25 protein-coding genes are annotated in these 18,534 nt (G+C 49.3%); 14 read left to right on the top strand and 11 right to left on the bottom strand.

The features are described from left to right. The coding region (locus VFS25_RS17800) for a nicotinate-nicotinamide nucleotide adenylyltransferase (RefSeq protein WP_414647755.1) at positions 1-311 on the top strand (311 nt) is incomplete at its 5' end. 7 nt (positions 312-318) lie between these two features. Here VFS25_RS17800 and VFS25_RS17805 read toward each other — a convergent pair. Continuing rightward, complete coding sequence (locus VFS25_RS17805) at positions 319-1,383, bottom strand: AI-2E family transporter (protein WP_326463519.1); 1,065 nt, start codon at positions 1,381-1,383, stop codon at positions 319-321. A gap of 194 nt (positions 1,384-1,577) precedes the next feature. On the opposite strand from VFS25_RS17805, the gene VFS25_RS17810 reads away from it, so the two are divergent. From VFS25_RS17810 to VFS25_RS17820, 3 genes are read left to right on the top strand one after another with little or no spacing between them, the layout of a single operon-like run. Next, entirely contained in the window at positions 1,578-1,772 is a 195-nt protein-coding gene (locus VFS25_RS17810; RefSeq protein ID WP_326463520.1) for a YtxH domain-containing protein, read from the top strand. An 18-nt stretch (positions 1,773-1,790) separates the two neighbouring features. After that, positions 1,791-2,204: a hypothetical protein gene (locus tag VFS25_RS17815; protein ID WP_326463521.1), complete on the top strand. Its 414-nt coding sequence runs from the start codon at positions 1,791-1,793 to the stop codon at positions 2,202-2,204. Between the two features lie 53 nt (positions 2,205-2,257). After that, a complete protein-coding gene (locus VFS25_RS17820; protein WP_326463522.1) occupies positions 2,258-2,668 on the top strand; it encodes a hypothetical protein in 411 nt (136 codons plus the stop codon). Positions 2,669-2,677: 9 nt separating this feature from the next. On the opposite strand, the gene VFS25_RS17825 is transcribed toward VFS25_RS17820, so the two are convergent. Further along, entirely contained in the window at positions 2,678-3,703 is a 1,026-nt protein-coding gene (locus VFS25_RS17825; RefSeq protein WP_326463523.1) for an SPASM domain-containing protein, read from the bottom strand. A 133-nt stretch (positions 3,704-3,836) separates the two neighbouring features. Between VFS25_RS17825 and VFS25_RS17830 the strand changes: the two genes are divergently transcribed. Then, entirely contained in the window at positions 3,837-4,589 is a 753-nt protein-coding gene (locus tag VFS25_RS17830) for a glycoside hydrolase family 25 protein (RefSeq protein ID WP_326463524.1), read from the top strand. Positions 4,590-4,627: 38 nt separating this feature from the next. Beyond that, positions 4,628-4,888 carry a hypothetical protein gene (locus tag VFS25_RS17835; protein WP_326463525.1) on the top strand — a complete coding sequence of 87 codons (261 nt, stop codon included), beginning with the start codon at positions 4,628-4,630 and terminating at the stop codon, positions 4,886-4,888. Between the two features lie 10 nt (positions 4,889-4,898). Here VFS25_RS17835 and VFS25_RS17840 read toward each other — a convergent pair whose 3' ends face one another. From VFS25_RS17840 to VFS25_RS17850, 3 genes are all read right to left on the bottom strand, one after another. Continuing rightward, positions 4,899-5,441, bottom strand: a complete 543-nt coding sequence (locus tag VFS25_RS17840; RefSeq protein ID WP_326463526.1) for a CAP domain-containing protein — start codon at positions 5,439-5,441, stop codon at positions 4,899-4,901. Positions 5,442-5,688: 247 nt separating this feature from the next. Next, positions 5,689-6,147 (bottom strand): PA2169 family four-helix-bundle protein, encoded by a 459-nt coding sequence (locus VFS25_RS17845; protein WP_326463527.1) that lies wholly within the window; start codon positions 6,145-6,147, stop codon positions 5,689-5,691. Positions 6,148-6,186: 39 nt separating this feature from the next. Next, entirely contained in the window at positions 6,187-6,396 is a 210-nt protein-coding gene (locus tag VFS25_RS17850) for a hypothetical protein (RefSeq protein WP_326463528.1), read from the bottom strand. A gap of 275 nt (positions 6,397-6,671) precedes the next feature. On the opposite strand from VFS25_RS17850, the gene VFS25_RS17855 reads away from it, so the two are divergent. Next, the gene (locus VFS25_RS17855; protein ID WP_326463529.1) at positions 6,672-6,881 is read left to right on the top strand and encodes a hypothetical protein; all 210 of its coding nucleotides are present in this window, start codon (positions 6,672-6,674) and stop codon (positions 6,879-6,881) included. A 145-nt stretch (positions 6,882-7,026) separates the two neighbouring features. Here VFS25_RS17855 and VFS25_RS17860 read toward each other — a convergent pair whose 3' ends face one another. Further along, a complete protein-coding gene (locus VFS25_RS17860; RefSeq protein ID WP_326463530.1) occupies positions 7,027-7,425 on the bottom strand; it encodes a nuclear transport factor 2 family protein in 399 nt (132 codons plus the stop codon). Between the two features lie 146 nt (positions 7,426-7,571). On the opposite strand from VFS25_RS17860, the gene VFS25_RS17865 reads away from it, so the two are divergent. From VFS25_RS17865 to VFS25_RS17875, 3 genes are all read left to right on the top strand, one after another. Then, entirely contained in the window at positions 7,572-8,762 is a 1,191-nt protein-coding gene (locus tag VFS25_RS17865; protein ID WP_326463531.1) for a DegT/DnrJ/EryC1/StrS family aminotransferase, read from the top strand. Positions 8,763-8,779: 17 nt separating this feature from the next. Further along, the gene (gene kdsB, locus VFS25_RS17870) at positions 8,780-9,505 is read left to right on the top strand and encodes a 3-deoxy-manno-octulosonate cytidylyltransferase (RefSeq protein ID WP_326463532.1); all 726 of its coding nucleotides are present in this window, start codon (positions 8,780-8,782) and stop codon (positions 9,503-9,505) included. An 81-nt stretch (positions 9,506-9,586) separates the two neighbouring features. Next, a complete protein-coding gene (locus VFS25_RS17875) occupies positions 9,587-10,663 on the top strand; it encodes an iron-containing alcohol dehydrogenase family protein (protein ID WP_326463533.1) in 1,077 nt (358 codons plus the stop codon). A gap of 164 nt (positions 10,664-10,827) precedes the next feature. On the opposite strand, the gene VFS25_RS17880 is transcribed toward VFS25_RS17875, so the two are convergent. After that, positions 10,828-12,054 carry an MFS transporter gene (locus tag VFS25_RS17880; RefSeq protein WP_326463534.1) on the bottom strand — a complete coding sequence of 409 codons (1,227 nt, stop codon included), beginning with the start codon at positions 12,052-12,054 and terminating at the stop codon, positions 10,828-10,830. A 161-nt stretch (positions 12,055-12,215) separates the two neighbouring features. On the opposite strand from VFS25_RS17880, the gene VFS25_RS17885 reads away from it, so the two are divergent. From VFS25_RS17885 to VFS25_RS17895, 3 genes are all read left to right on the top strand, one after another. Beyond that, positions 12,216-12,686 (top strand): DNA starvation/stationary phase protection protein, encoded by a 471-nt coding sequence (locus VFS25_RS17885; RefSeq protein WP_326463535.1) that lies wholly within the window; start codon positions 12,216-12,218, stop codon positions 12,684-12,686. Between the two features lie 66 nt (positions 12,687-12,752). Next, on the top strand, positions 12,753-13,541 hold the full coding sequence (locus VFS25_RS17890) for an NYN domain-containing protein (protein ID WP_326463536.1): 789 nt from the start codon (positions 12,753-12,755) through the stop codon (positions 13,539-13,541). Positions 13,542-13,546: 5 nt separating this feature from the next. Further along, entirely contained in the window at positions 13,547-14,077 is a 531-nt protein-coding gene (locus VFS25_RS17895; protein WP_326463537.1) for an O-acetyl-ADP-ribose deacetylase, read from the top strand. 62 nt (positions 14,078-14,139) lie between these two features. Here VFS25_RS17895 and VFS25_RS17900 read toward each other — a convergent pair whose 3' ends face one another. From VFS25_RS17900 to VFS25_RS17910, 3 genes are all read right to left on the bottom strand, one after another. Next, positions 14,140-14,280, bottom strand: a complete 141-nt coding sequence (locus VFS25_RS17900; RefSeq protein ID WP_326463538.1) for a hypothetical protein — start codon at positions 14,278-14,280, stop codon at positions 14,140-14,142. Positions 14,281-14,349: 69 nt separating this feature from the next. Beyond that, on the bottom strand, positions 14,350-16,326 hold the full coding sequence (locus VFS25_RS17905) for an alpha-ketoacid dehydrogenase subunit alpha/beta (protein ID WP_326463539.1): 1,977 nt from the start codon (positions 16,324-16,326) through the stop codon (positions 14,350-14,352). A 90-nt stretch (positions 16,327-16,416) separates the two neighbouring features. Then, positions 16,417-16,761, bottom strand: a complete 345-nt coding sequence (locus VFS25_RS17910) for a phage holin family protein (protein WP_326463540.1) — start codon at positions 16,759-16,761, stop codon at positions 16,417-16,419. Between the two features lie 124 nt (positions 16,762-16,885). Here VFS25_RS17910 and VFS25_RS17915 point away from each other — a divergent pair, with 124 nt between their 5' ends. After that, positions 16,886-17,335 carry a lipocalin family protein gene (locus VFS25_RS17915; RefSeq protein ID WP_326463541.1) on the top strand — a complete coding sequence of 150 codons (450 nt, stop codon included), beginning with the start codon at positions 16,886-16,888 and terminating at the stop codon, positions 17,333-17,335. A gap of 112 nt (positions 17,336-17,447) precedes the next feature. Here VFS25_RS17915 and VFS25_RS17920 read toward each other — a convergent pair whose 3' ends face one another. Further along, positions 17,448-18,371 (bottom strand): hydroxypyruvate isomerase family protein, encoded by a 924-nt coding sequence (locus tag VFS25_RS17920; protein ID WP_326463542.1) that lies wholly within the window; start codon positions 18,369-18,371, stop codon positions 17,448-17,450. Between the last annotated feature and the right edge of the window lie 163 nt (positions 18,372-18,534).

An 18,534-nucleotide genomic window follows, 5' to 3' on the forward strand; every position in this document is an offset into this window, starting at 1 on the left:
CGCTTACCTACCTGTCTGAAAAATTCCCCACGCAGGAGTTTACGGTTATAATGGGCAGCGATAGCTTTCAGAATATACGCCGGTGGAAGAATTATGAGCAGCTGATCAAGCATTATCCCATTTACGTGTATAAACGTCCCGGGCATGAGGTAACCGAAACCTATGGCGCCCGCGTAGAGGTGCTGGAGGCCCCCCTGCTGGATATTTCCGCTACCGACATACGCCGGTGGATACAGGAACGGAAATCAATCCGCTACCTGGTGCCCGACAGTGTGCTGGAATATATTGAAGCCAATAATTATTACAGGTAGCAGCTATTTACTTTTTCTCACGCACGGTAACGCCGCCGGTTTTTATCACTTTTACCTCCCGCTTTTTTACCAGGTACTCATTGGAATAGATTTTCAGCAGCAGAATGAACATGGATATGAGCAGCGGCCCGAATATAAGGCCAATGAAACCGAACAGGCTTACACCCACTATTACCCCAAACACGGTAATAAGCGGGTGCACATCGCCGATTTTTTTAACCAGCATCATGCGAAACACGTTATCTGAAGCGCCTACTACCACAAAACCGTAAACCAGTATGGCTATGCCCTGCCAGGTATGCCCGGCCGCTATGAGGTACACGCCCATAGGCACATATACGGCTGCCGCGCCTATAATGGGCAGCATAGAGGTAAAGCAGGTAACTGCAAACCAGAAAATAGGTTGGGGCACCCTGAAAATAAGATAGGCCACCAGGGCTACAACGCCTTGTACAATGGCTATTAGTGGAATGCCTACTGCGTTGGAAAATATCATGGTGTGGAGTTCATGGCCAATACGTATCACATTTTCATCTTTCAGGGGAATATATTCATACAGGGCTTCTTCCATTTCCCGTGCATATACCAGCATAAAGTACAGCACAAAGTACATAATGGCAATGGCCGTTACCGTGTTAAAGGTAGCACCCAGTAAAATGGGAAAAAGGTCGGCAATGGTTTCCTGCACTTTTTGCATGCGCCCCGGTGTAAGCACACTGTAGCCCGTGGCTTCATGCAACCGGTTGTCTACCGATTTAATGCCCTGCACCAGCTCCGATGAATGGCTTATAACATAGCCAGCTTTGGCAGTAAGCATATTAATAAGCAAACCAAAAGGCAGCAGTATGATAATAAAGGAAAGGAACATAAGCGTAGCTGCCGCCACACTTTTGCGCCAGCCGCGTTTTTCTACCAGGTGCAGCATCCAGCGGCGGCATAGCACATACAAGGTTAAGGCGCCCAGCAGGCCGGGGAAAAGCCCGTACAGTTCAGAAAACAGGAGCACGCCCCATAAAATAATGATCAGCAAAAAGAAGATCTGCTTGAGGCGGTCATTGTCAATATAGTTCATAATAATAAAGGATGTAAAGAATATACCGGATTGAAGGATAAATGCTGTTCAAAGATTGAACCATTTCAGCGGCATTTTGTTTAAACATCCTTAACTGCCAATATGCGGGATAGCAAAATGTTGGAATAATGTTTGTACCCCGTTATTTACCCTGGTTAAAAAATTTCAATGTTTCATCTAAAAAGTAATTTACCATGAGTAACAGTTCAAAAGCCGTTGTTTCCTTTATTGTAGGCGCTGCTGTAGGCGTAGCTGTAGGATATTTTCTGAATTCCGATAAGAAAGATGAGCTGGTAGATAAGCTGAAATTCCAGACAGATAAGCTGAAAGACCGCTTAAGGAAAAGGAAGGAGCAATTTGAGGATGCCATAGAAAATGAGCTGGCATAATCCCATAAATTAATTTGCATGGAAGAAAACTTTAGCAGCTATTTTAACCAAACAGGCAAGGTAGCCAAAGAATATTTGGAAACCCGTTTGGACCTCATTAAGCTTCAGGCAGCAGGAAAGCTATCTAAAGCGTTAGGGCTCTTTTTTTCCCTGACCATGGCTTTCCTGCTGTTCTTTTTCGTAGTGGTGTTCCTGGGAATGGTGGTAGGCTTTTGGATAGGTGAAATGACACACAGCTATACCATTGGTTTTTCATGCGCAGCAGGCTTATTCATTTTATTGCTGATTATACTGCTGGCATTCCGTAAGCCCCTTATACAAAGGCCGCTATCCAACATGCTGATTACAGAGCTGGTAGATGAGCTGGTGGATGAAGATGAAGAAGGTGATGTTGAAGGCGCCGCAACGCCCGATGAGGATGCTGTAGCATAACTGCAACAACCAAAACAAAAAAATCCCCTGTTAAATAATAAACATGTTTACACATGCCTAAGGCAAAAATCGCGAAGATTACCAATGCAGCAAATCTTGACCGGGAAATTGCCCGCTTAAAAAAGCGCACACGCAAACTGGAGCTGGACCTGGGCGAGCGGGTGGATTTTTTTAAGGACAACTATAAAAGCATGGCTATTAACTCGGTAATACCGGGGGCCGGCAAACATAAGGGTGTGTTAAACATTGCTTCCCGTATTGCAGGTATAGCCTGGAGCAGCGGCAATTTCAAGTCGTTTGCCACCAGCGCCCTCATGACGGCAGTAGAATTTATAGGGGTGCGCTTTGGCATAAACCTGTTCAGCAAATACCAGCAGAACAGGCGGAAAAAAAGAGCGCGTAAAAAAGCAGAGAAAAGGGCTGCCAGGCAACATGCGGCAACACCCGACCTTGAAGAAGAGTAATAAATACGGTTAACCCCACACCCTGGTGCCTTCACTGCAGTTGGCGCAAATATCAATGTTCTTACGGCCTTCCATGATCTGGGTACGGAAACGGACATATTGTTCATTGAACCACAGCGCTTTGAACGACTGCTGTTTCAGGTCGCCCAGCTTATGCTGCGCATCTTTATCAAAGCAGCAGGGCGCCACCAGGCCGTCCCATGTAATAACAGGGGAGTGCCACAGGCGCCAGCAATGGTTACCCAGCTTGTTTTTGATGCTATAGGTGCCATCCTCATTCCGGCGGTAACGGCTGTATTTATCAATAGTAGGTATCAGGCGGTTGCCTTCCTCATAATCATATACCTGCGCGGTTTTAAAGCGTACTTCGTCAACCCCTATTTCCTTCGCCAGCTTTTTAATATCCTCAATCTGGTGCTCATTGGGCTTTACCACCAGGAACTGGAAGAATACGAACGGTTTTTTTGATTTCAGCTCTTTTTTCCACTTCACAATATTCTTAGCGCCCTGTATCACCTTATCCAGGTGGCCGCCCACCCGGTACTGCGTGTATACGTCCTGGGTAGTACCGTCAATGGAAATAATCAGCCTATCCAGGCCGCTCTCCACGGTTTTTTTAGCATTGGCATCTGTAAGGTAATGTGCGTTGGTGGAGGTAGCGGTGTACAAACCTTTACCGCTTGCATACTTTACCATATCCAGGAAACCGGGGTTCAGGTAGGGCTCACCCTGAAAGTAAAAGATGAGGTATAGAAGATCTTTGGAAATTTCATCAATGGTTTTACGGAAAAAATCCTGCTGCAGCATACCGGTAGGCCGGGTAAAGGCGCGCAGTCCGCTGGGGCACTCGGGGCAGCGCAGGTTACAGGAGGTGGTAGGCTCAAAGGAAATAGATACCGGGTACCCCCACTGCACAGGCTTGCCCGTCCACTTGCTCACAAAGTAGCTGCTCAGCACCTTTCCGGCGTTCCAGGCCCGGCGGGGCGTGAACTTGGAAAGGAGGTTCAGCGTATCATTCAGGTTAAATTCCGGCATAGCTATAGGTGCTTTGCATGTAAAAATAACACAACTACACGGGTAATAGTAATAAAATATTGCGCTATACTTGTAGCAGCATACCGGGCTGTTAATACGCCAGCTGCCGGTAAACTGTTATTTAATAAGGCCAATGAGGATCAAAAAAGCAGGACGTTTACTACTTATCTTTTTTATAATAGCTGCCATTACTGCGGGAGCATGGTGGTGGCGGCAGCGCAAGGCGCTGAACTTTGTGCGGTATGAGGAGTTTGGGATAGATATGCCGGTAAACTATACCATGCACGGGATAGATGTATCAAAGTTCCAGAAAGAGATTAACTGGGATGCGGTACAGCAGATGCAGGTTGGTAAAATACGTATATCCTTTGTGTTTATAAAAGCTACAGAAGGCATTACCCGGCAGGACGCCGCTTTTAAACGGAACTGGAAAAAAGCCGGTGAAGCAGGGCTGGTAAGGGGCGCCTATCACTTTTTTTATTCTACCCGCGACCCCGTGAAGCAGGCCATTAATTTTAAGAACGTAGTGCAGCTTACCCATGGCGACCTGCCGCCGGTGCTGGATATTGAGGTGCACAACAACCAGCCGCCGGCAGTAATACGCAGCACTGCCCGTATATGGCTGGAGGAGCTGGAAAAAGCCTATGGCGTAAAGCCTATTATTTACACTAACCTGAGGTTTTATAATACCTACCTGGGCGATGAGTTTAATGATTACCCGCTATGGATAGCGCATTATTACCAGAAACAGCGGCCCCGGGTAGACCGGCAATGGGTTTTCTGGCAGCACAGCGATATTGGCAGGGTAAATGGTATAAAAACAATAGTTGACTTTAATGTATTCAGGGGCGACAGTGCAGCGTTAATGAAACTATGCCTGCCCTGATACAGCGTTCCAATATCTCACCCTAAACACCTGCATTAATGGAAACCACAGAACCGGAAGAACAAAAAGACCCTTTGAAGGCGGGCATTGTACAGTATTTTATAAAAATTACCCGTACCATGTTCCTGGGTTTTTTCTGGATGCTGATAAATGTTTTCCTGGGCCTGTTCCTGGGCTTTGCCGTGCCGGACGAGTCCACGCCGGGGCGCATGATCTTTTTTTATACCTGGGCCGTGCTTACGCTGGCCGCCTACGTGTACGTGGTATGGCGCTGGTGGAGGAAGAAGATTGATGTGTAAGTAAACCCGGTTACTTTTTACTGCCTAGCTCCATTGTCCAGTAAATATTAAACTTGCCTACGCCCAGCTCTTTCACATTTGCATCCATCATGTTATGGCAATGTTTGGGGCTATTGAGCCAGCCCAGTACTACGGCCTGCTCGTCCATTTGCCCTTTGGCAATATTTTCCCCGTAATACATCCAGTGGTAGCCCGCGGCATCCAGGCGCTGCCCGGGGGTAGTGCCGTCGAGGGAGTTATGATCAAAATAATGCAGGCTATCCATATCCCGGCTGTGCCGCCAGGCGGCTTTTTCCAGGGTAATGCTCCAGGTAAGCGTGGGCACAGGCGGCATTTTATCGGTGCCGCAATTGCAGCCGCGGCTGCGTAGGCCATTTACCAGGCGTAAGAGGGCGGTACGGTTTACCTTGTTTTCCGGGAAGCTGTCGGTAACTGGCGCCGTGCTGTCGGGGATAATGGTAGTAACAGGCGGGTTTACGTTATTTGCTTTTCCACAATCAATGAAACAAAGGAATATACATACGGGGGCCAGTAATTTTAAAAAGCCGGTCATTATTGCCAGTTAAAAAAGTTAGGAATAATCAGTTACCGGTTTGAGATAGAACGGGTTAAAATTAGCGATGGCTTGTTCAGAGGAAGGGTTAAAAGTTATTGCGGAAGCCAAAGATAAGCGCCTTGACCGAAACTAAAATGAACTAAAACAGATTTTTTTGGACTGTATATATAAGCATATAAAGCCAGCTGCCACCGGGTTAAGGGTGGCAGCTGGTTGTCAATGGGTTAACTCAGATGCTAAAAAATCATTTAATCGCTTTATTAAGCTCACGATGTTTTTTGATCCGGTCATGTGACAGTTTTAACTCACCTTGCTGGCGGGTAATTAAATCCAGTACCGGCTGCGGGATCTCGATGTCATTGGAAAGCGCCATATTGTATACCCGGAGGGCAACATCTTCCCCGTATTCGCAGGAGGAAAGAATGCTGTTATCACTGGAGGTAAAATCGGCCTTCAGATCCATCCAGGTGCGGTACAAATCGCCGCCCAGGCTGGTATCGCGTTCCTCTTCCCCGCCCAGATCCCTGATCTGCCTGTTCAGCTCAAAAGCATACTCCCGGCTTTGATCGGCCATAGACTGGAAAATGTGCTGCAGTCCCGCATCTTTTGTTTGTCTTACAGCGGTGTCGTAACCTGCAGCGCGGTCGTTATTCACCCGCACAAGGTCGTTCAACGTGTCAATAAGATCTGCGTACATTATCATAACCAAAGTTTTAAATGTTGCACAATGCTGTAGCCTTTACTACAGTAAAGCATGCTGCAAATATGCTACCTGAAAACTTTTGATGATGCGTACCATGTCTTCATGCGATGTACCGGTCTTTTTTTGTAAGCGTACAATCAGTTCCTGTTCCTTGCCATACTCGTAGGTAAGGTCTTCTTCGGAGAGGTAGGAGTATTTTTTTTGCAATCTCTTCTTCAGCTCCCACCAGTTATGCACCTGGATTTTCATAAACAACAGCTTTAAAATTTTGAATAATTAGGGAAAAAAATGTTTTCAATTACTATGCCTGCACCTTAAAGCCTGAAAATCAGGGCGAAAAGCGCTGCTGCAATCGAGTGACAGTAAATACCGCCGCTATTTTGCTCCCACTACTTGGGGAACGGCGCAGCACAGGTTGTGGAATTCATGCGCCACATTAACGGCATTTAGTGCCTGCAGGTGCGGCCTGCATGACTGGAATAAACTTTGTTATTTCATCTATACCTGACGTAAACTGGTATACTATGTCGCAAGAGAAAAAACCATCGGATAAGGATAGGAGGAATACAGATACGAAAGTGGATCATTCCAAAAAGCCTGCGGAAGTATTAAAAACCAGCAAGGCTGATACCCGAACCAACCCGTTACGTGCAGATTTATCGGAGCAACCTACTAAAGAAAATAAGGCGGTGAGAGATAGTGAAGAAGCAAGGAAGAAGAATAATAACACTTGACTCACCATATCGATATATAATTGGAAACTCCCGTCAACATTTTTAACGATTTAGGGAACAGTGTTTAGTCATAGTTCTTCTTTAATGTTGTGGTGTATAGCAGGCCGTCCCATTCCTGGGATGGTTTTCTTTTTTAGGGAGGCGCCTAACTACTATGATCTGCAATGATCTTCCACGCGCCATTTATTTTCCGGATCAGCAGGGTAAAATACCCCTGCAGGTTGCCGGCAGCGCGCTGCAGGTGCCACTGACCCACCAGGAAATAAAGTTCCGGCGTTAATTGTTTAAATTCCAACAGGTTAAAGTGCAGCCGGCCCATAGCGGCCGTGTCGGGGTACGATTTTTTATAACGCTCCAGGGTAGCCTGCCAGCCATAGGTAACACCGTTTTTTCCAATGAACAGCAGTGAGTCGGATTGCCAGTAAGTTTGCATAAAACCCGGTATGTTACCGTGGTTCCAGGCATTGGTTTGCTGCTGCATTAACCGGCGGATGGCCTGCTCGGGGGTAGGCCCTGTTTGGGCGTGCGATGAATGGAATGCCATCAAGAAGGTAACACACAAGAGGAAACGCATGTTAAATTTTTAGTAAAAGTTAAATAGTTTTTAGCTATGCAGCAAACAGGTTTATGCTACCTTTGCAACCACGATTAAAAAATATAGCTTTATCAACACGTTAAAATCAACAGCTTATGCCAGGATATGAATTATTTGGCGCCGAAGAGCGGAAAGAGGTGAATGAGGTTTTGGAAACCGGCATTTATATGCGTTATGGGTTTGATGGTCCCCGTAAAGGCATCTGGAAAGCAAAAGAACTTGAACAGGCAATCAGCAGCAAGCTGAATGTACCGTATACACAGCTAACCTCCAGCGGCACTACCGCCCTTACCACCGCCCTGGCGGCACTGGGCGTAGGCGCAGGCGATGAGGTAATTATGCCCACTTTTACCTTTGTGGCCAGCTTTGAAAGCATTTTTTCCGTAGGCGCTACTCCCGTGCTGGTGGACGTGGATGATACCCTTACACTGGACCCCCGCGCCGTGGAAGCAGCCATTACCCCCCGTACCAGGGTAATTATGCCGGTGCATATGTGCGGCGCCATGGCCGACCTGGACGCCCTGCAGGCCATTTGCGAAAAACATAACCTGGTATTGCTGGAAGATGCATGCCAGAGCTTTGGCGCCAGCTACAAAGGCCGGGCCCTGGGCACCATAGGGCACGCCGGCGCATTTTCCTTTGACTTTGTAAAAACCGTTACCTGCGCCGAAGGCGGCGCCGTTGTAACGCACGATAAAGACCTGTATATTAAGTGCGACGGCTACTCCGACCACGGGCATGACCACCTGGGCGCAGACCGCGGGGCCGACCTGCACCCCTATATGGGCTATAACTTCCGTATTTCAGAGCTGCACGCAGCCGTGGGCCTGGCGCAGGTGCGCAAGCTCGATAAGTTCCTGGCCATACAGCGCAGCACCAAGAAAATATTTAAAGATGCCCTGGCCGCCATACCGGAAGTAACCTTCCGCCGCCTGCCCGATGAAGCGGGCGACAGCGCCACCTTCCTGGGCTTTTTCCTGCCGGAGGAAAACCAGGCCCGCGCAGCAGCTGCTGCCATGAAAGCAGCGGGGCTGGCTGCATTTTACTGGTTTGATAATAACTGGCATTACATCCGCAACTGGGAGCACTTTAAACAAAGCACTACGCTGAACCATTTTGCACCCGGCCTGCAGCAGGCAATGGAAGTATATAAGATCAAACAGTTCCCTGTTTCAGACGCGATTATGAGCCGCTGCATATGCACGCCCATTAGCCTGGTATGGAGCGGGCAGGAAATACAGGAAAGGGCCGCCAAACTGGTAAAAGCCGTAAAGAGCGTTTTATAACTTGTGCATACATCACCATGAAGAGCATTGCTTTAATACCAGCGCGTTATGGGGCCACCCGTTTTCCCGGTAAGCTGATGGCCCGGCTGGGCAACAAATCCGTTATACTGCGTACCTATGAATCAACCGTAAATACCGGCGTATTTGATGAGGTAATGGTAGTAACGGACAGCGATATTATATACCAGGAGATCACAAAAAACGGCGGCAAAGCCGTAATGAGCAAAAAAGAGCATGAATGCGGCACGGATCGTATAGCCGAAGCCGTAGCAGACATGGATGTGGATATTGTGGTGAACGTGCAGGGCGATGAGCCTTTTACCCAAAAGGCCCCGCTGGAAAAGCTGCTGCAGGTATTTGAAGGTGAGGCCGGCAAGACCGTGCAGGTAGCCTCCCTGATGCAGGAGCTGAAAGAGTGGAGCGCCATAGAAGATCCGAATTATGTAAAAGTAGCGGTAAACAAACAGTTTAATGCCCTGTTCTTTTCCCGCTCCGTAATTCCCTACCCCCGCGATAAAAAGGTGAATACCGTGTATTACGAGCATATTGGTATTTACGCCTTCCGTAAAGCCACCCTGCTGCAGTTCACACAGCTGCCGGTAAGCCCGCTGGAAGCAGCGGAAAAAATAGAATGCCTGCGCTACCTGGAGAACGGTATTCCCATGAAAATGGTGGTAACAGCATACATGGGTGTGGAAATAGATACGCCGGAAGACCTGGAGAAAGCAGCCCGCCTGTTATAATTAATAATGAAGAATTAAGAATTAATAATGCGGGGAAAGGAATAACTTTTTGTTGATTACGCTTTTAACTGTTTACAAAATATGAAGTTCAGGAATTTTAAGCTGGTAGGGTATGTAATATTCGGGCGGGGTTCGTTTAACCAGCTGGATGAAATACTGGCGCCGCAGCGCAAGGGCGATGCGCCCATGATCTTTTTTGTAGATCATTTTTTCCGGGACAAGCCTGCCTTTACCAGCCGCATACCCCTGCAGGGCAAGGATAAGATAGTTTTTATTGATGTAACAGACGAGCCTAAGACAAAATATGTAGACCAGCTGCGGGATGAGCTGAAGACGGAGTTTGGGCAGGTGTCAGGCATTATTGGCATAGGCGGCGGCTCTACCATGGATATGGCTAAAGCCGTGAGCCTGATGATGACCAACCCCGGCTCTGCTGCTGATTACCAGGGCTGGGACCTGGTTAAGCAGCCCGGCGTGTATAAAGCAGGCATACCCACCCTGTCGGGCACCGGCGCAGAAGTTAGCCGCACCACGGTGCTTACCGGGCCTACCCGCAAGCTGGGCATGAACTCGGACTTTACGCCGTTTGACCAGATAGTGCTGGACCCTGAGCTGGTGAAAGACGCGCCGGTTAACCAGCGGTTTTATACGGCCATGGACTGCTATATACATTGTATTGAGTCGCTGGAAGGCACTTACCTGAATGCCTTTAGCCGCTCTTACGGCGAAAAGGCGCTGCAGCTGTGCCAGGAAATATTCCTGCAAAAGCCGCACTGGGATGATGATGCAGATGAAAAGCTGATGATGGCGTCCTATGCCGGCGGTATGAGCATTGCATACTCGCAGGTGGGCGTAGCCCATGCTGTAAGCTACGGGCTGGCCTATGTGTTGGGCACCCATCACGGTATCGGCAACTGTATTGTATTTGATAAGCTGGAGGAGTTTTACCCCGAAGGCGTAAAGGAGTTTAAGGAAATGGTGCAGCGGCATAACATCACCATTCCCCAGCACATTACCAAAGGCATGAGCGATGTGGATATTAATAAGATGATAGACGTATCTTTAAGCCTGGCGCCACTGTGGGAAAATGCGCTCGGTAAGAACTGGGAGCAGCAAATGACACGCGAGCGGCTGCGGGCGTTGTATGAAAGGCTGTAGGAGGGAGCATACCAGCGAGGTGTGAAATGCAGCATGCATGTGAAATAAACAGCGACTGTGCAGGATGTAAGCCTGGATTGGTTAGCATAAAAAAGTATAAAAGGCAAAACGCCTGATGTTTGCAATAAACATTAGGCGTTTTTAGTTACAGGTAGTTTTATTGTTTACCGCTTATAGCGGAACGGCGCTTTCATATGCACCAGGCGCCACATTACTTTTATACGGTGGCGGTTATCATATATAAGCACCAGGTATACCAGCGCAGCTATAGCAGCGATGCCCATTACCCCAAAAGCCATTGGGAAATAAGCCGCATTGTTATGGTAAATATAAGCAGAGAGGTAAGCGCCCAGGCCTATGCCTGCTTCCATGGCAATGTACATGGTAGCCAGCGCGCGGCCCCGGTGTTCGGGATGGCCCAGGTCTACCGTCCATGCAGTAACAGCAGGTGAATTTAACCCTACCGATACCCCGTATATTACCGCAGCCACCATCATCATATAGGGCGTAGTGGCCAATGCCAGTATAAACAGCGCGGCAGCCATAATAGCAGCAGATATTTTCAGCACTGGCAGGCGGCCGTACCGGTCCGACACTTTGCCGGCCAGCAGGCGTATGCCAATAGAGGCGCCGGTAAAAAAGGTATAGAACAGGCCTTTGTTATGAATTCCCAGGTATTCACTAAAATCAGGAATAATTGTGAGCAAAGCGCCGTAACTTAGGAAACAGAGAAAGGTAACAATGACCGGCCCTATTACCAGCGGCTCAAATATTTCGCTGCGGGATATTTTAAGCATGGATGGGTTAAAGCGCTGCCGGTTGGGTAGGGTTTCCCTGAGGCCGCCGATCAGTATTACTACAGACATTAATGCAAACACGGCAGACACCTGGAACATTACATAAATACTCCAGCGGGCAGCAATAAAACCGCCAATGGCAGGGCCCAATGCCAGGCCAATGGTGCTGAACAGGCCTACCATACCCATGGCCTCTGCACGCCGGTTATGCGGCACCAGGTCTGATATGTAGGCAGCAGTGCCGGTAGGTTTAAAGCCGGTAGAAAACCCGTGAAAGAAGCGCAATAGCAGAAATGCGGCAACAGAACTTACCAGCGGGTATAAAAGACTGCACACTACACATACCAGCGAGCCAAAGATCATAACCGGTACACGGCCAATGGAGTCTGTCAATTTGCCGCTAAAAGGACGGGAAAGCGCTGCCATTAAAGTGAAGAGTGCCAGAATGTAGCCTTTATAATCCGCGCCGCCCATGTTGCTTAAATAAGCCGGCAGCTCGGGGATTAACATATTGTAACTGGCGGAGAATACAGCATTACTAAGGCAAAGCATAATAAAGTGTATGGTGTATATTCTCCCCGACGACTGTTCCATACTGCAAAATTAGGAAGTGTGGCACAATAATAGCAAAAGAACCAACACTACTGCCTACTATTTTAGTAGGATTTTATAGGCACATCTGTTTTAACCACCTAAAAATTAGTACCATGACAACGATGACCACAAAAGCAACAGAAAAAACTAAACACACTGAGATGAAAGCAGACATCGGTATATCCGAAAAAAATTTACAGGCCATAGCCCTGGAGCTGAACAAATGCCTGGCCGACCTGATGGTGCTATATACCAAAACCCGCAACTATCACTGGAACATTGAAGGCCCTAACTTCATGGAGCTGCACAAGTTTTATGAAAACCAGTATGATGAGCTGGCAGAGGCTATAGATGAAATGGCGGAACGCATCCGCGCCCTGGGCCATTATGCAGAAGGCCGCATGGCTGACTTCCTGAAGCTTACCAGCCTGGTTGAGCAGGAGTACACCAACGACCAACGCACGCAGCTGGGTAACCTGCTGGATGATCATGAAACCATTATCCGCAACCTGCGCCGTTTGATAGACGACCTGGATGAAAAATACAAAGACAAAGGCACCAGCGATTTCCTGACCGGCCTGTTAACCGACCACGAAAAAACCGCCTGGATGATCCGCTCTTACCTGAAATGAACAATTGTAAAATAACCGCAGGCCCGCAGATCTTTTGTAATATTATAGCACTAAACCCCCAGGCTTATGGACAGTAATACAAAAGACCTGCGGCTTGCCGTATTAATAGACGCTGACAACATTCCCCACAGCAATGTAAAAGCCATGATGGAGGAGGTGGCCAAGTATGGCATTCCTACCTTCAAAAGAATTTATGGCGACTGGACCAAGCCCCACCTCACTGGCTGGAAAACCGTACTGCTTGAGAATGCCATAAACCCCGTACAGCAATACAGCTACACCGTAGGTAAAAACGCCACTGACTCGGCCATGATCATTGACGCCATGGACATTTTGTACACCGGGCGGGTTGACGGGTTTTGCCTGGTAAGCAGCGACAGTGATTTTACACGCCTGGCTACCCGCCTGCGGGAAGCCGGCATGCGCGTGTTTGGTTTTGGGGAAATGAAAACCCCGTCGGCCTTCCGCGCTGCCTGCGATAAATTTATTTACCTGGAAATATTGCGGCAGAACCGGGAGGCGGAAACAGAAGCTGAAGAAACAGAAGCGGATACGGTACCGGCTAAAAGGAGCACGCGTAAAAGCAAAGCCCCGGGCATCAGCAAAGCCGACCGGGACATGTTAAAGCTACTCTCTACCAGCATTAACGATATTGCGGATGAAGATGGCTGGGCCTACCTGGGAGAGCTGGGTAACCTGCTGCTGAAAAAGCAGCCTGACTTTGATCCCCGCAACTATGGCTTTAATAAGCTGGTGCAGCTCATAAAAAGCATTAACCGCTTTGAAATAGACATCCGCGACAGCGGTAAAAAAACAGGTAAGCTGATATATGTAAGGGTGAAACAGAAATCGTGAGGCATATGGAAGGAAAAATCACGGCCATACAGGCCGATATTACCAAAGTAACGGCAGATGCTATTGTAAACGCCGCCAACAGCTCCCTGATGGGCGGCGGCGGGGTAGACGGCGCCATACACCGCGCCGGCGGCCCGGCCATACTGGAAGACTGCCGCAGGATAGTGGCCCGGCAGGGCGGCTGTGCAACGGGACAGGCGGTAATTACCACAGCGGGCCGCTTACCGGCAAAATACGTGATACATACTGTTGGCCCGGTGTGGAACGGGGGCCGTAAAAGGGAGGCGGAGCTGCTGGCCGGCTGCTACCACAACTCCCTGCAGCTGGCAGTGGAGCATGGCGTTAAAACCATTGCCTTTCCCAACATCAGCACCGGTATATACCGCTTTCCCAAAGAGCAGGCCGCGCATATTGCGGTTAGTACTGTACAGGCTTTCCTGCAGGCGGGCAACCATGGTATTGAAGAGGTAATGCTGGTGTGCTTTGACAGTGAAAATCTGCAGCACACGCAAGCGGTATTGCAGCAGGGGGTATAACAAAAAAAGCCCCGGTACAACCGGGGCATGTATAAAGTAATAAGCTTAAAATCAGCGTTAGATTAGCGCTTTACATACTTGATGGTAGCAAACAGCACCATTGCGGCAAACAAGGCCAGTATCACAAACACCATAAAATGACCTACCTTATCAAAGGTTTGGTAAAACTCAGTAGTCTTTACTGTTAAGAAAGTTTGCAGCATGATCAAAGCATTTAATAATTGCCCTGCAAGTTAGGGCATTCCCTTCAAAAATCCCATAGCAGCCCGGGTTTAATAGGCGGCCAGCTGCTGTATATATTGATCCAGCCGGGCTTTTGCCAGAAAATTTTTTTCCAGTTCAGCAGCAAAGGGCACCGGTGTATCAAGGCTGGCGCAGCGCATAACCGGCGCATCCAGCAGCGAAAAGCAGTGTTCCGCTATCCAGGCGGCAATTTCCCCGCCCAGGCCGCCGGTAAGCGTATCTTCATGCAGCACCAGCACCTTGCCGGTTTGGGCCACTGCTGCGTGAATAGCTGCATAGTCAAGCGGCAGCAGGGTGCGCAGGTCCAGTATATGCAGGGAAAGCTGCGGGTGCTGCTGCGCATATTCCAGGGCCCAGTGTACGCCGCTGCCATAGGTAATAATGGTAATATCGGCTCCCTCCTGCACCACGTTGGCGCGGCCTATTTCCACCGGGTGCCAGCCTTCCGGTACCGGGCCGGTAATGCTGCGGTACAGCGCCTTATGCTCAAAGAACAGCACCGGGTTAGGATCGGCCAGCGCCGCCAGCAGCAAGCCGCGCGCATCAGCAGGGGTAGCGGGGTACACCACCTTTAGCCCGGGCGTATGGGTAAACCAGGCCTCATTGCTTTGGGAGTGAAAGGGGCCCGCGCCCACGCCACCGCCGGCCGGCAGGCGTATAACCACATCGGCATTTTGGCCCCACCGGTAATGTATTTTGGCCAGGTTATTTACAATTTGGTTAAAGCCGCAGGTCACAAAATCGGCAAACTGCATTTCTATCATGCTTTTATAGCCCATGATAGACAGGCCCAGGGCCGCGCCTACAACAGCGCTTTCGCACAGGGGCGTATTGCGTACCCGCGCTTTACCGAACTGCTGCACCAGCCCTTCGGTAATTTTAAAAGCGCCGCCATATTCTGCAATGTCCTGGCCCATGAGCACAAGATTGTCATATTGCTCCATAGCGGTTTTCAGCGCATCGGAAATAGCGTCAATAAAACGCATTTCGCGGGTGGGCCCCGGTGCGGCGGGCGGTAGCGCCGGTGCAGGCGCGTATATATCGGCCAGCTCTCGGGCTGTATCGGGGATGACAGTGGTTTCAGCGGGCAGCGTGTTCACCGCTGCATCTATATATTGTTTCAGCTGCCCGTGTATGTCGCTGATTGTATCATCATCCAGCAGGCCAATAAACCGCAGGAACTCTTCATAGTGATGAACAGGATCTTTCCCTGCCCATTCCTCCAGCAGGGCGGGGGGTACATATTTAGTGCCGCTGGCCTCCTCATGGCCGCGCATGCGAAAGGTAAGGGCCTCTATAAGCACGGGCTTTTGCTCCCGCAGGGCATAAGCTTTAGCCTCCGCCACAGCATGGTATACATCCAGCAGGTTATTGCCGTCAATGCGCAGGCTGTGCATGCCGTAGCCGGCCGCCCTGTCTGTAAGCCGGGCGCAGCGGTACTGTTCCGTTACCGGCGTGCTTAACCCATATCCGTTATTTTCTACCAGGAATATTACGGGCAGGTCCCATACAGCAGCAACATTGAGGGCTTCGTGAAACTCTCCTTCGCTGGTGCCGCCTTCGCCGGTAAATACCAGGGTTACTTTTTGCTGTTTGCGCAGGGTATGGGCCAGGGCAATACCATCGGCTATGGACAGCTGCGGGCCCAGGTGGGAGATCATGCCGCAGATGTGATGTTCCCGGCTGCCGAAGTGAAAGCTGCGCTCCCGCCCTTTGCTGTAGCCCTCCGGGCTGCCCTGCCATTGCAGGAACAGCTTGTGCAGGGGCATGTTGCGGGTGGTAAATACGCCCAGGTTGCGGTGCAGGGGTAATATCCACTCGTCCGGGGCCAGGGCCAGGGTAGCGCCAACGGCAACAGCCTCCTGGCCTATACCGGAAAACCATTTACTGATTTTACCCTGCCGCAGCAGCACCAGCATTTTCTCTTCTATAAGCCTCGGGTATAGTAAGGCACGGTAAAAATCCAGCAGCTGTTCATCACTGATCTGCGTGCGGTTAAAGTACATAGCAAAGTCAATTACGGATTGCCAATTACAGATTACGGATTAAAAGCACGGCTGTGCTTATACGTAATTGAAATGACCTTTACGGTTTCATTAGTCATTATCGCTGGCCAGGCCATGTAAAACGCTGTTAATAACAGTCATTACAATACTGAACAGCAGCGCCCACCAGAAACCATCTACCTTAAAGCCACCTACCAGCCGGGAGGCCAGCAGAATAATAACGGCATTAATCACCAGCAGAAACAAACCCAGGGTAAGGATAGTGGCCGGCAGGGTAAGTATTACCAGCACCGGGCGTACCAACAGGTTCAGTACAGCCAGCACCAGGGCCAGTATAAGCGCGGTGAGGAAGTTGTCCAACTTTACACCGGGCAGCAGGTAGGCCGTGAGCATAGCGGCCAGGGCGCTTACCAGCAGGCGGATCAAAAAGCTCATAAACAGATATTTATACAGAAAGATAAGAAAATCGCGTTATAAAACATGACACAAAGCTAACAGCAGGGATAGTAAAACATCAGCATAAACATATTATTTTTGTATTTAATAAACCGTACCTGATATGATTAAACCTTTTACGTGGTTACTGGCGCTGGCTGGTACTGTTTCCATTGTTTTTGCGGCTTGCAGCAAAGAGGATGATCCGCAAACTCCTGCCGACAACTCACAAATTGCGGGCACCTGGCATTTCCAGAAAGAAATAGACTCTCTTTTTGACAAAAGCAACCAGCTGGTATCTGTAGATACCACCTATGCGGCCGACCTGGACCTGGACAATCCTTCTATCACCTTTCAGCAGAACGGTACGGTTACCAGCGCGCTGAGCGACACCTTAACCGGCACTTATACTTATAAGCCAGCCAGCAAAACGCTGGAAATTGTTTCCAGCGATGGTATATCGCAGCAGCTGAACGTGATTACGCTGGATGGTGCGCAGCTGGTATTTGAGTCAACCGATACGGATTATGGAGATGGTAAGTACAGTAAGGAATATTTTTATTTAACAAAGTAAACTGCCAAGTTTTCTATAGTAAAAATGAGAAAGGATGGAGCGTATGCTTCATCCTTTTCTGTTTTAAGGCATGCATTGTGTATAACGCGGCCGGTTATACGGAATTTGGTTTTCAGAGAAAATCATCGCTTTCGCGGTAGGCTTTTATAACAGCCAGCTCGCCTGCCTTGCCTTCTATTGAGTTGCCATGCTCCATGCCCAGCACTCCTTTGTAGCCTTTTTCATGCAGGTGCTTAAAAATATTCTTATAGTTGATTTCACCGGTGCCGGGCTCTTTGCGGCCGGGGTTATCACCTATTTGTATGTAGGCAATTTCGCTCCAGCACATATCCATCATGGGTATGAGGTGGCCGGTATTGCGCTGCATGTGGTAAATATCGTACAGTATTTTGCAGGAAGGGCTGTTTACCGCCCGGCATATTTCAAAGGTTTGGTCGGCGGTGCGCAGGAACAGCTCCGGCGTATCGCTCAGCGGCTCCAGCACCATTACCAGGCCGTGAGGCTCCAGTATTTCTGCGCCACGGCGCAGGGCATCTATCACGTTGCCGGTTTGTACGCCTATGGGCAGCTTGCGTTCAAAAAAGCCGGGAACCACGGTGGCCCATTTGGCGTTACAACGTTTAGCCGTATCAACAGCGGCGCGGCAGGTTTTTAAAAAAGTGTCGGTAAACTCCTGCTTGCCGGTGGTAAGGGATATTTTCCAGTTATCGCCGCTGTCAATTACGAATACGCCCATCTGCATATCCAGCTTGGCCAGCAGGCTGCCTACTTTTTCCTGCATGGCAGGTTCCCGTTTCAGCATGCCATTGTCTTCAATAGCGCGGAAACCCTGGTCGTGCATGAACCTGATCTGGTCCAGGAAATCAGCGCCGGCGCTGTTTTTGAACATGCCGTCGTGCGGGGCATAGTTCATGTTAAAGGGCTTTTCAGCGGAAGCTAAGCTGCCGGCCGGTTTACCGGCTGCCTGTGCGCCGCCGAAAGCCAGGGCCGATAAGCCGGCCATAGTGCCTTGTTGCAGGAAGGTTCTTCTTTCCATAACGTTAGGAGGGTTAAGGGTGATGCAAATAATGCGGCATTAAATTATAAAATTGATGTTGCATTCCATTGGTGGATTTAATAAATTCACCCAATCACGCTAAAATTCCATGAAGAAACTGTTTACTGTACTGGCTACCGCTGCTTTTTTTACGCAGCCTGTA

It is taken from the genome of Chitinophaga sp. (assembly GCF_035761305.1).
Taxonomy (GTDB): Bacteria; Bacteroidota; Bacteroidia; order Chitinophagales; family Chitinophagaceae; genus Chitinophaga.

Excerpts from the sequence above, each read along its gene's own strand:
- VFS25_RS17805 (WP_326463519.1), bottom strand. The coding sequence starts at position 1,383 with ATGAACTATATTGACAATGACCGCCTCAAGCAGATCTTCTTTTTGCTG.
- VFS25_RS17810 (WP_326463520.1), top strand. The coding sequence starts at position 1,578 with ATGAGTAACAGTTCAAAAGCCGTTGTTTCCTTTATTGTAGGCGCTGCT.
- VFS25_RS17815 (WP_326463521.1), top strand. The coding sequence starts at position 1,791 with ATGGAAGAAAACTTTAGCAGCTATTTTAACCAAACAGGCAAGGTAGCC.
- VFS25_RS17820 (WP_326463522.1), top strand. The coding sequence starts at position 2,258 with ATGCCTAAGGCAAAAATCGCGAAGATTACCAATGCAGCAAATCTTGAC.
- VFS25_RS17825 (WP_326463523.1), bottom strand. The coding sequence starts at position 3,703 with ATGCCGGAATTTAACCTGAATGATACGCTGAACCTCCTTTCCAAGTTC.
- VFS25_RS17830 (WP_326463524.1), top strand. The coding sequence starts at position 3,837 with ATGAGGATCAAAAAAGCAGGACGTTTACTACTTATCTTTTTTATAATA.
- VFS25_RS17835 (WP_326463525.1), top strand. The coding sequence starts at position 4,628 with ATGGAAACCACAGAACCGGAAGAACAAAAAGACCCTTTGAAGGCGGGC.
- VFS25_RS17840 (WP_326463526.1), bottom strand. The coding sequence starts at position 5,441 with ATGACCGGCTTTTTAAAATTACTGGCCCCCGTATGTATATTCCTTTGT.
- VFS25_RS17845 (WP_326463527.1), bottom strand. The coding sequence starts at position 6,147 with ATGATAATGTACGCAGATCTTATTGACACGTTGAACGACCTTGTGCGG.
- VFS25_RS17850 (WP_326463528.1), bottom strand. The coding sequence starts at position 6,396 with ATGAAAATCCAGGTGCATAACTGGTGGGAGCTGAAGAAGAGATTGCAA.
- VFS25_RS17855 (WP_326463529.1), top strand. The coding sequence starts at position 6,672 with ATGTCGCAAGAGAAAAAACCATCGGATAAGGATAGGAGGAATACAGAT.
- VFS25_RS17860 (WP_326463530.1), bottom strand. The coding sequence starts at position 7,425 with ATGGCATTCCATTCATCGCACGCCCAAACAGGGCCTACCCCCGAGCAG.
- VFS25_RS17865 (WP_326463531.1), top strand. The coding sequence starts at position 7,572 with ATGCCAGGATATGAATTATTTGGCGCCGAAGAGCGGAAAGAGGTGAAT.
- kdsB (WP_326463532.1), top strand. The coding sequence starts at position 8,780 with ATGAAGAGCATTGCTTTAATACCAGCGCGTTATGGGGCCACCCGTTTT.
- VFS25_RS17875 (WP_326463533.1), top strand. The coding sequence starts at position 9,587 with ATGAAGTTCAGGAATTTTAAGCTGGTAGGGTATGTAATATTCGGGCGG.
- VFS25_RS17880 (WP_326463534.1), bottom strand. The coding sequence starts at position 12,054 with ATGGAACAGTCGTCGGGGAGAATATACACCATACACTTTATTATGCTT.
- VFS25_RS17885 (WP_326463535.1), top strand. The coding sequence starts at position 12,216 with ATGAAAGCAGACATCGGTATATCCGAAAAAAATTTACAGGCCATAGCC.
- VFS25_RS17890 (WP_326463536.1), top strand. The coding sequence starts at position 12,753 with ATGGACAGTAATACAAAAGACCTGCGGCTTGCCGTATTAATAGACGCT.
- VFS25_RS17895 (WP_326463537.1), top strand. The coding sequence starts at position 13,547 with ATGGAAGGAAAAATCACGGCCATACAGGCCGATATTACCAAAGTAACG.
- VFS25_RS17900 (WP_326463538.1), bottom strand. The coding sequence starts at position 14,280 with ATGCTGCAAACTTTCTTAACAGTAAAGACTACTGAGTTTTACCAAACC.
- VFS25_RS17905 (WP_326463539.1), bottom strand. The coding sequence starts at position 16,326 with ATGTACTTTAACCGCACGCAGATCAGTGATGAACAGCTGCTGGATTTT.
- VFS25_RS17910 (WP_326463540.1), bottom strand. The coding sequence starts at position 16,761 with ATGAGCTTTTTGATCCGCCTGCTGGTAAGCGCCCTGGCCGCTATGCTC.
- VFS25_RS17915 (WP_326463541.1), top strand. The coding sequence starts at position 16,886 with ATGATTAAACCTTTTACGTGGTTACTGGCGCTGGCTGGTACTGTTTCC.
- VFS25_RS17920 (WP_326463542.1), bottom strand. The coding sequence starts at position 18,371 with ATGGAAAGAAGAACCTTCCTGCAACAAGGCACTATGGCCGGCTTATCG.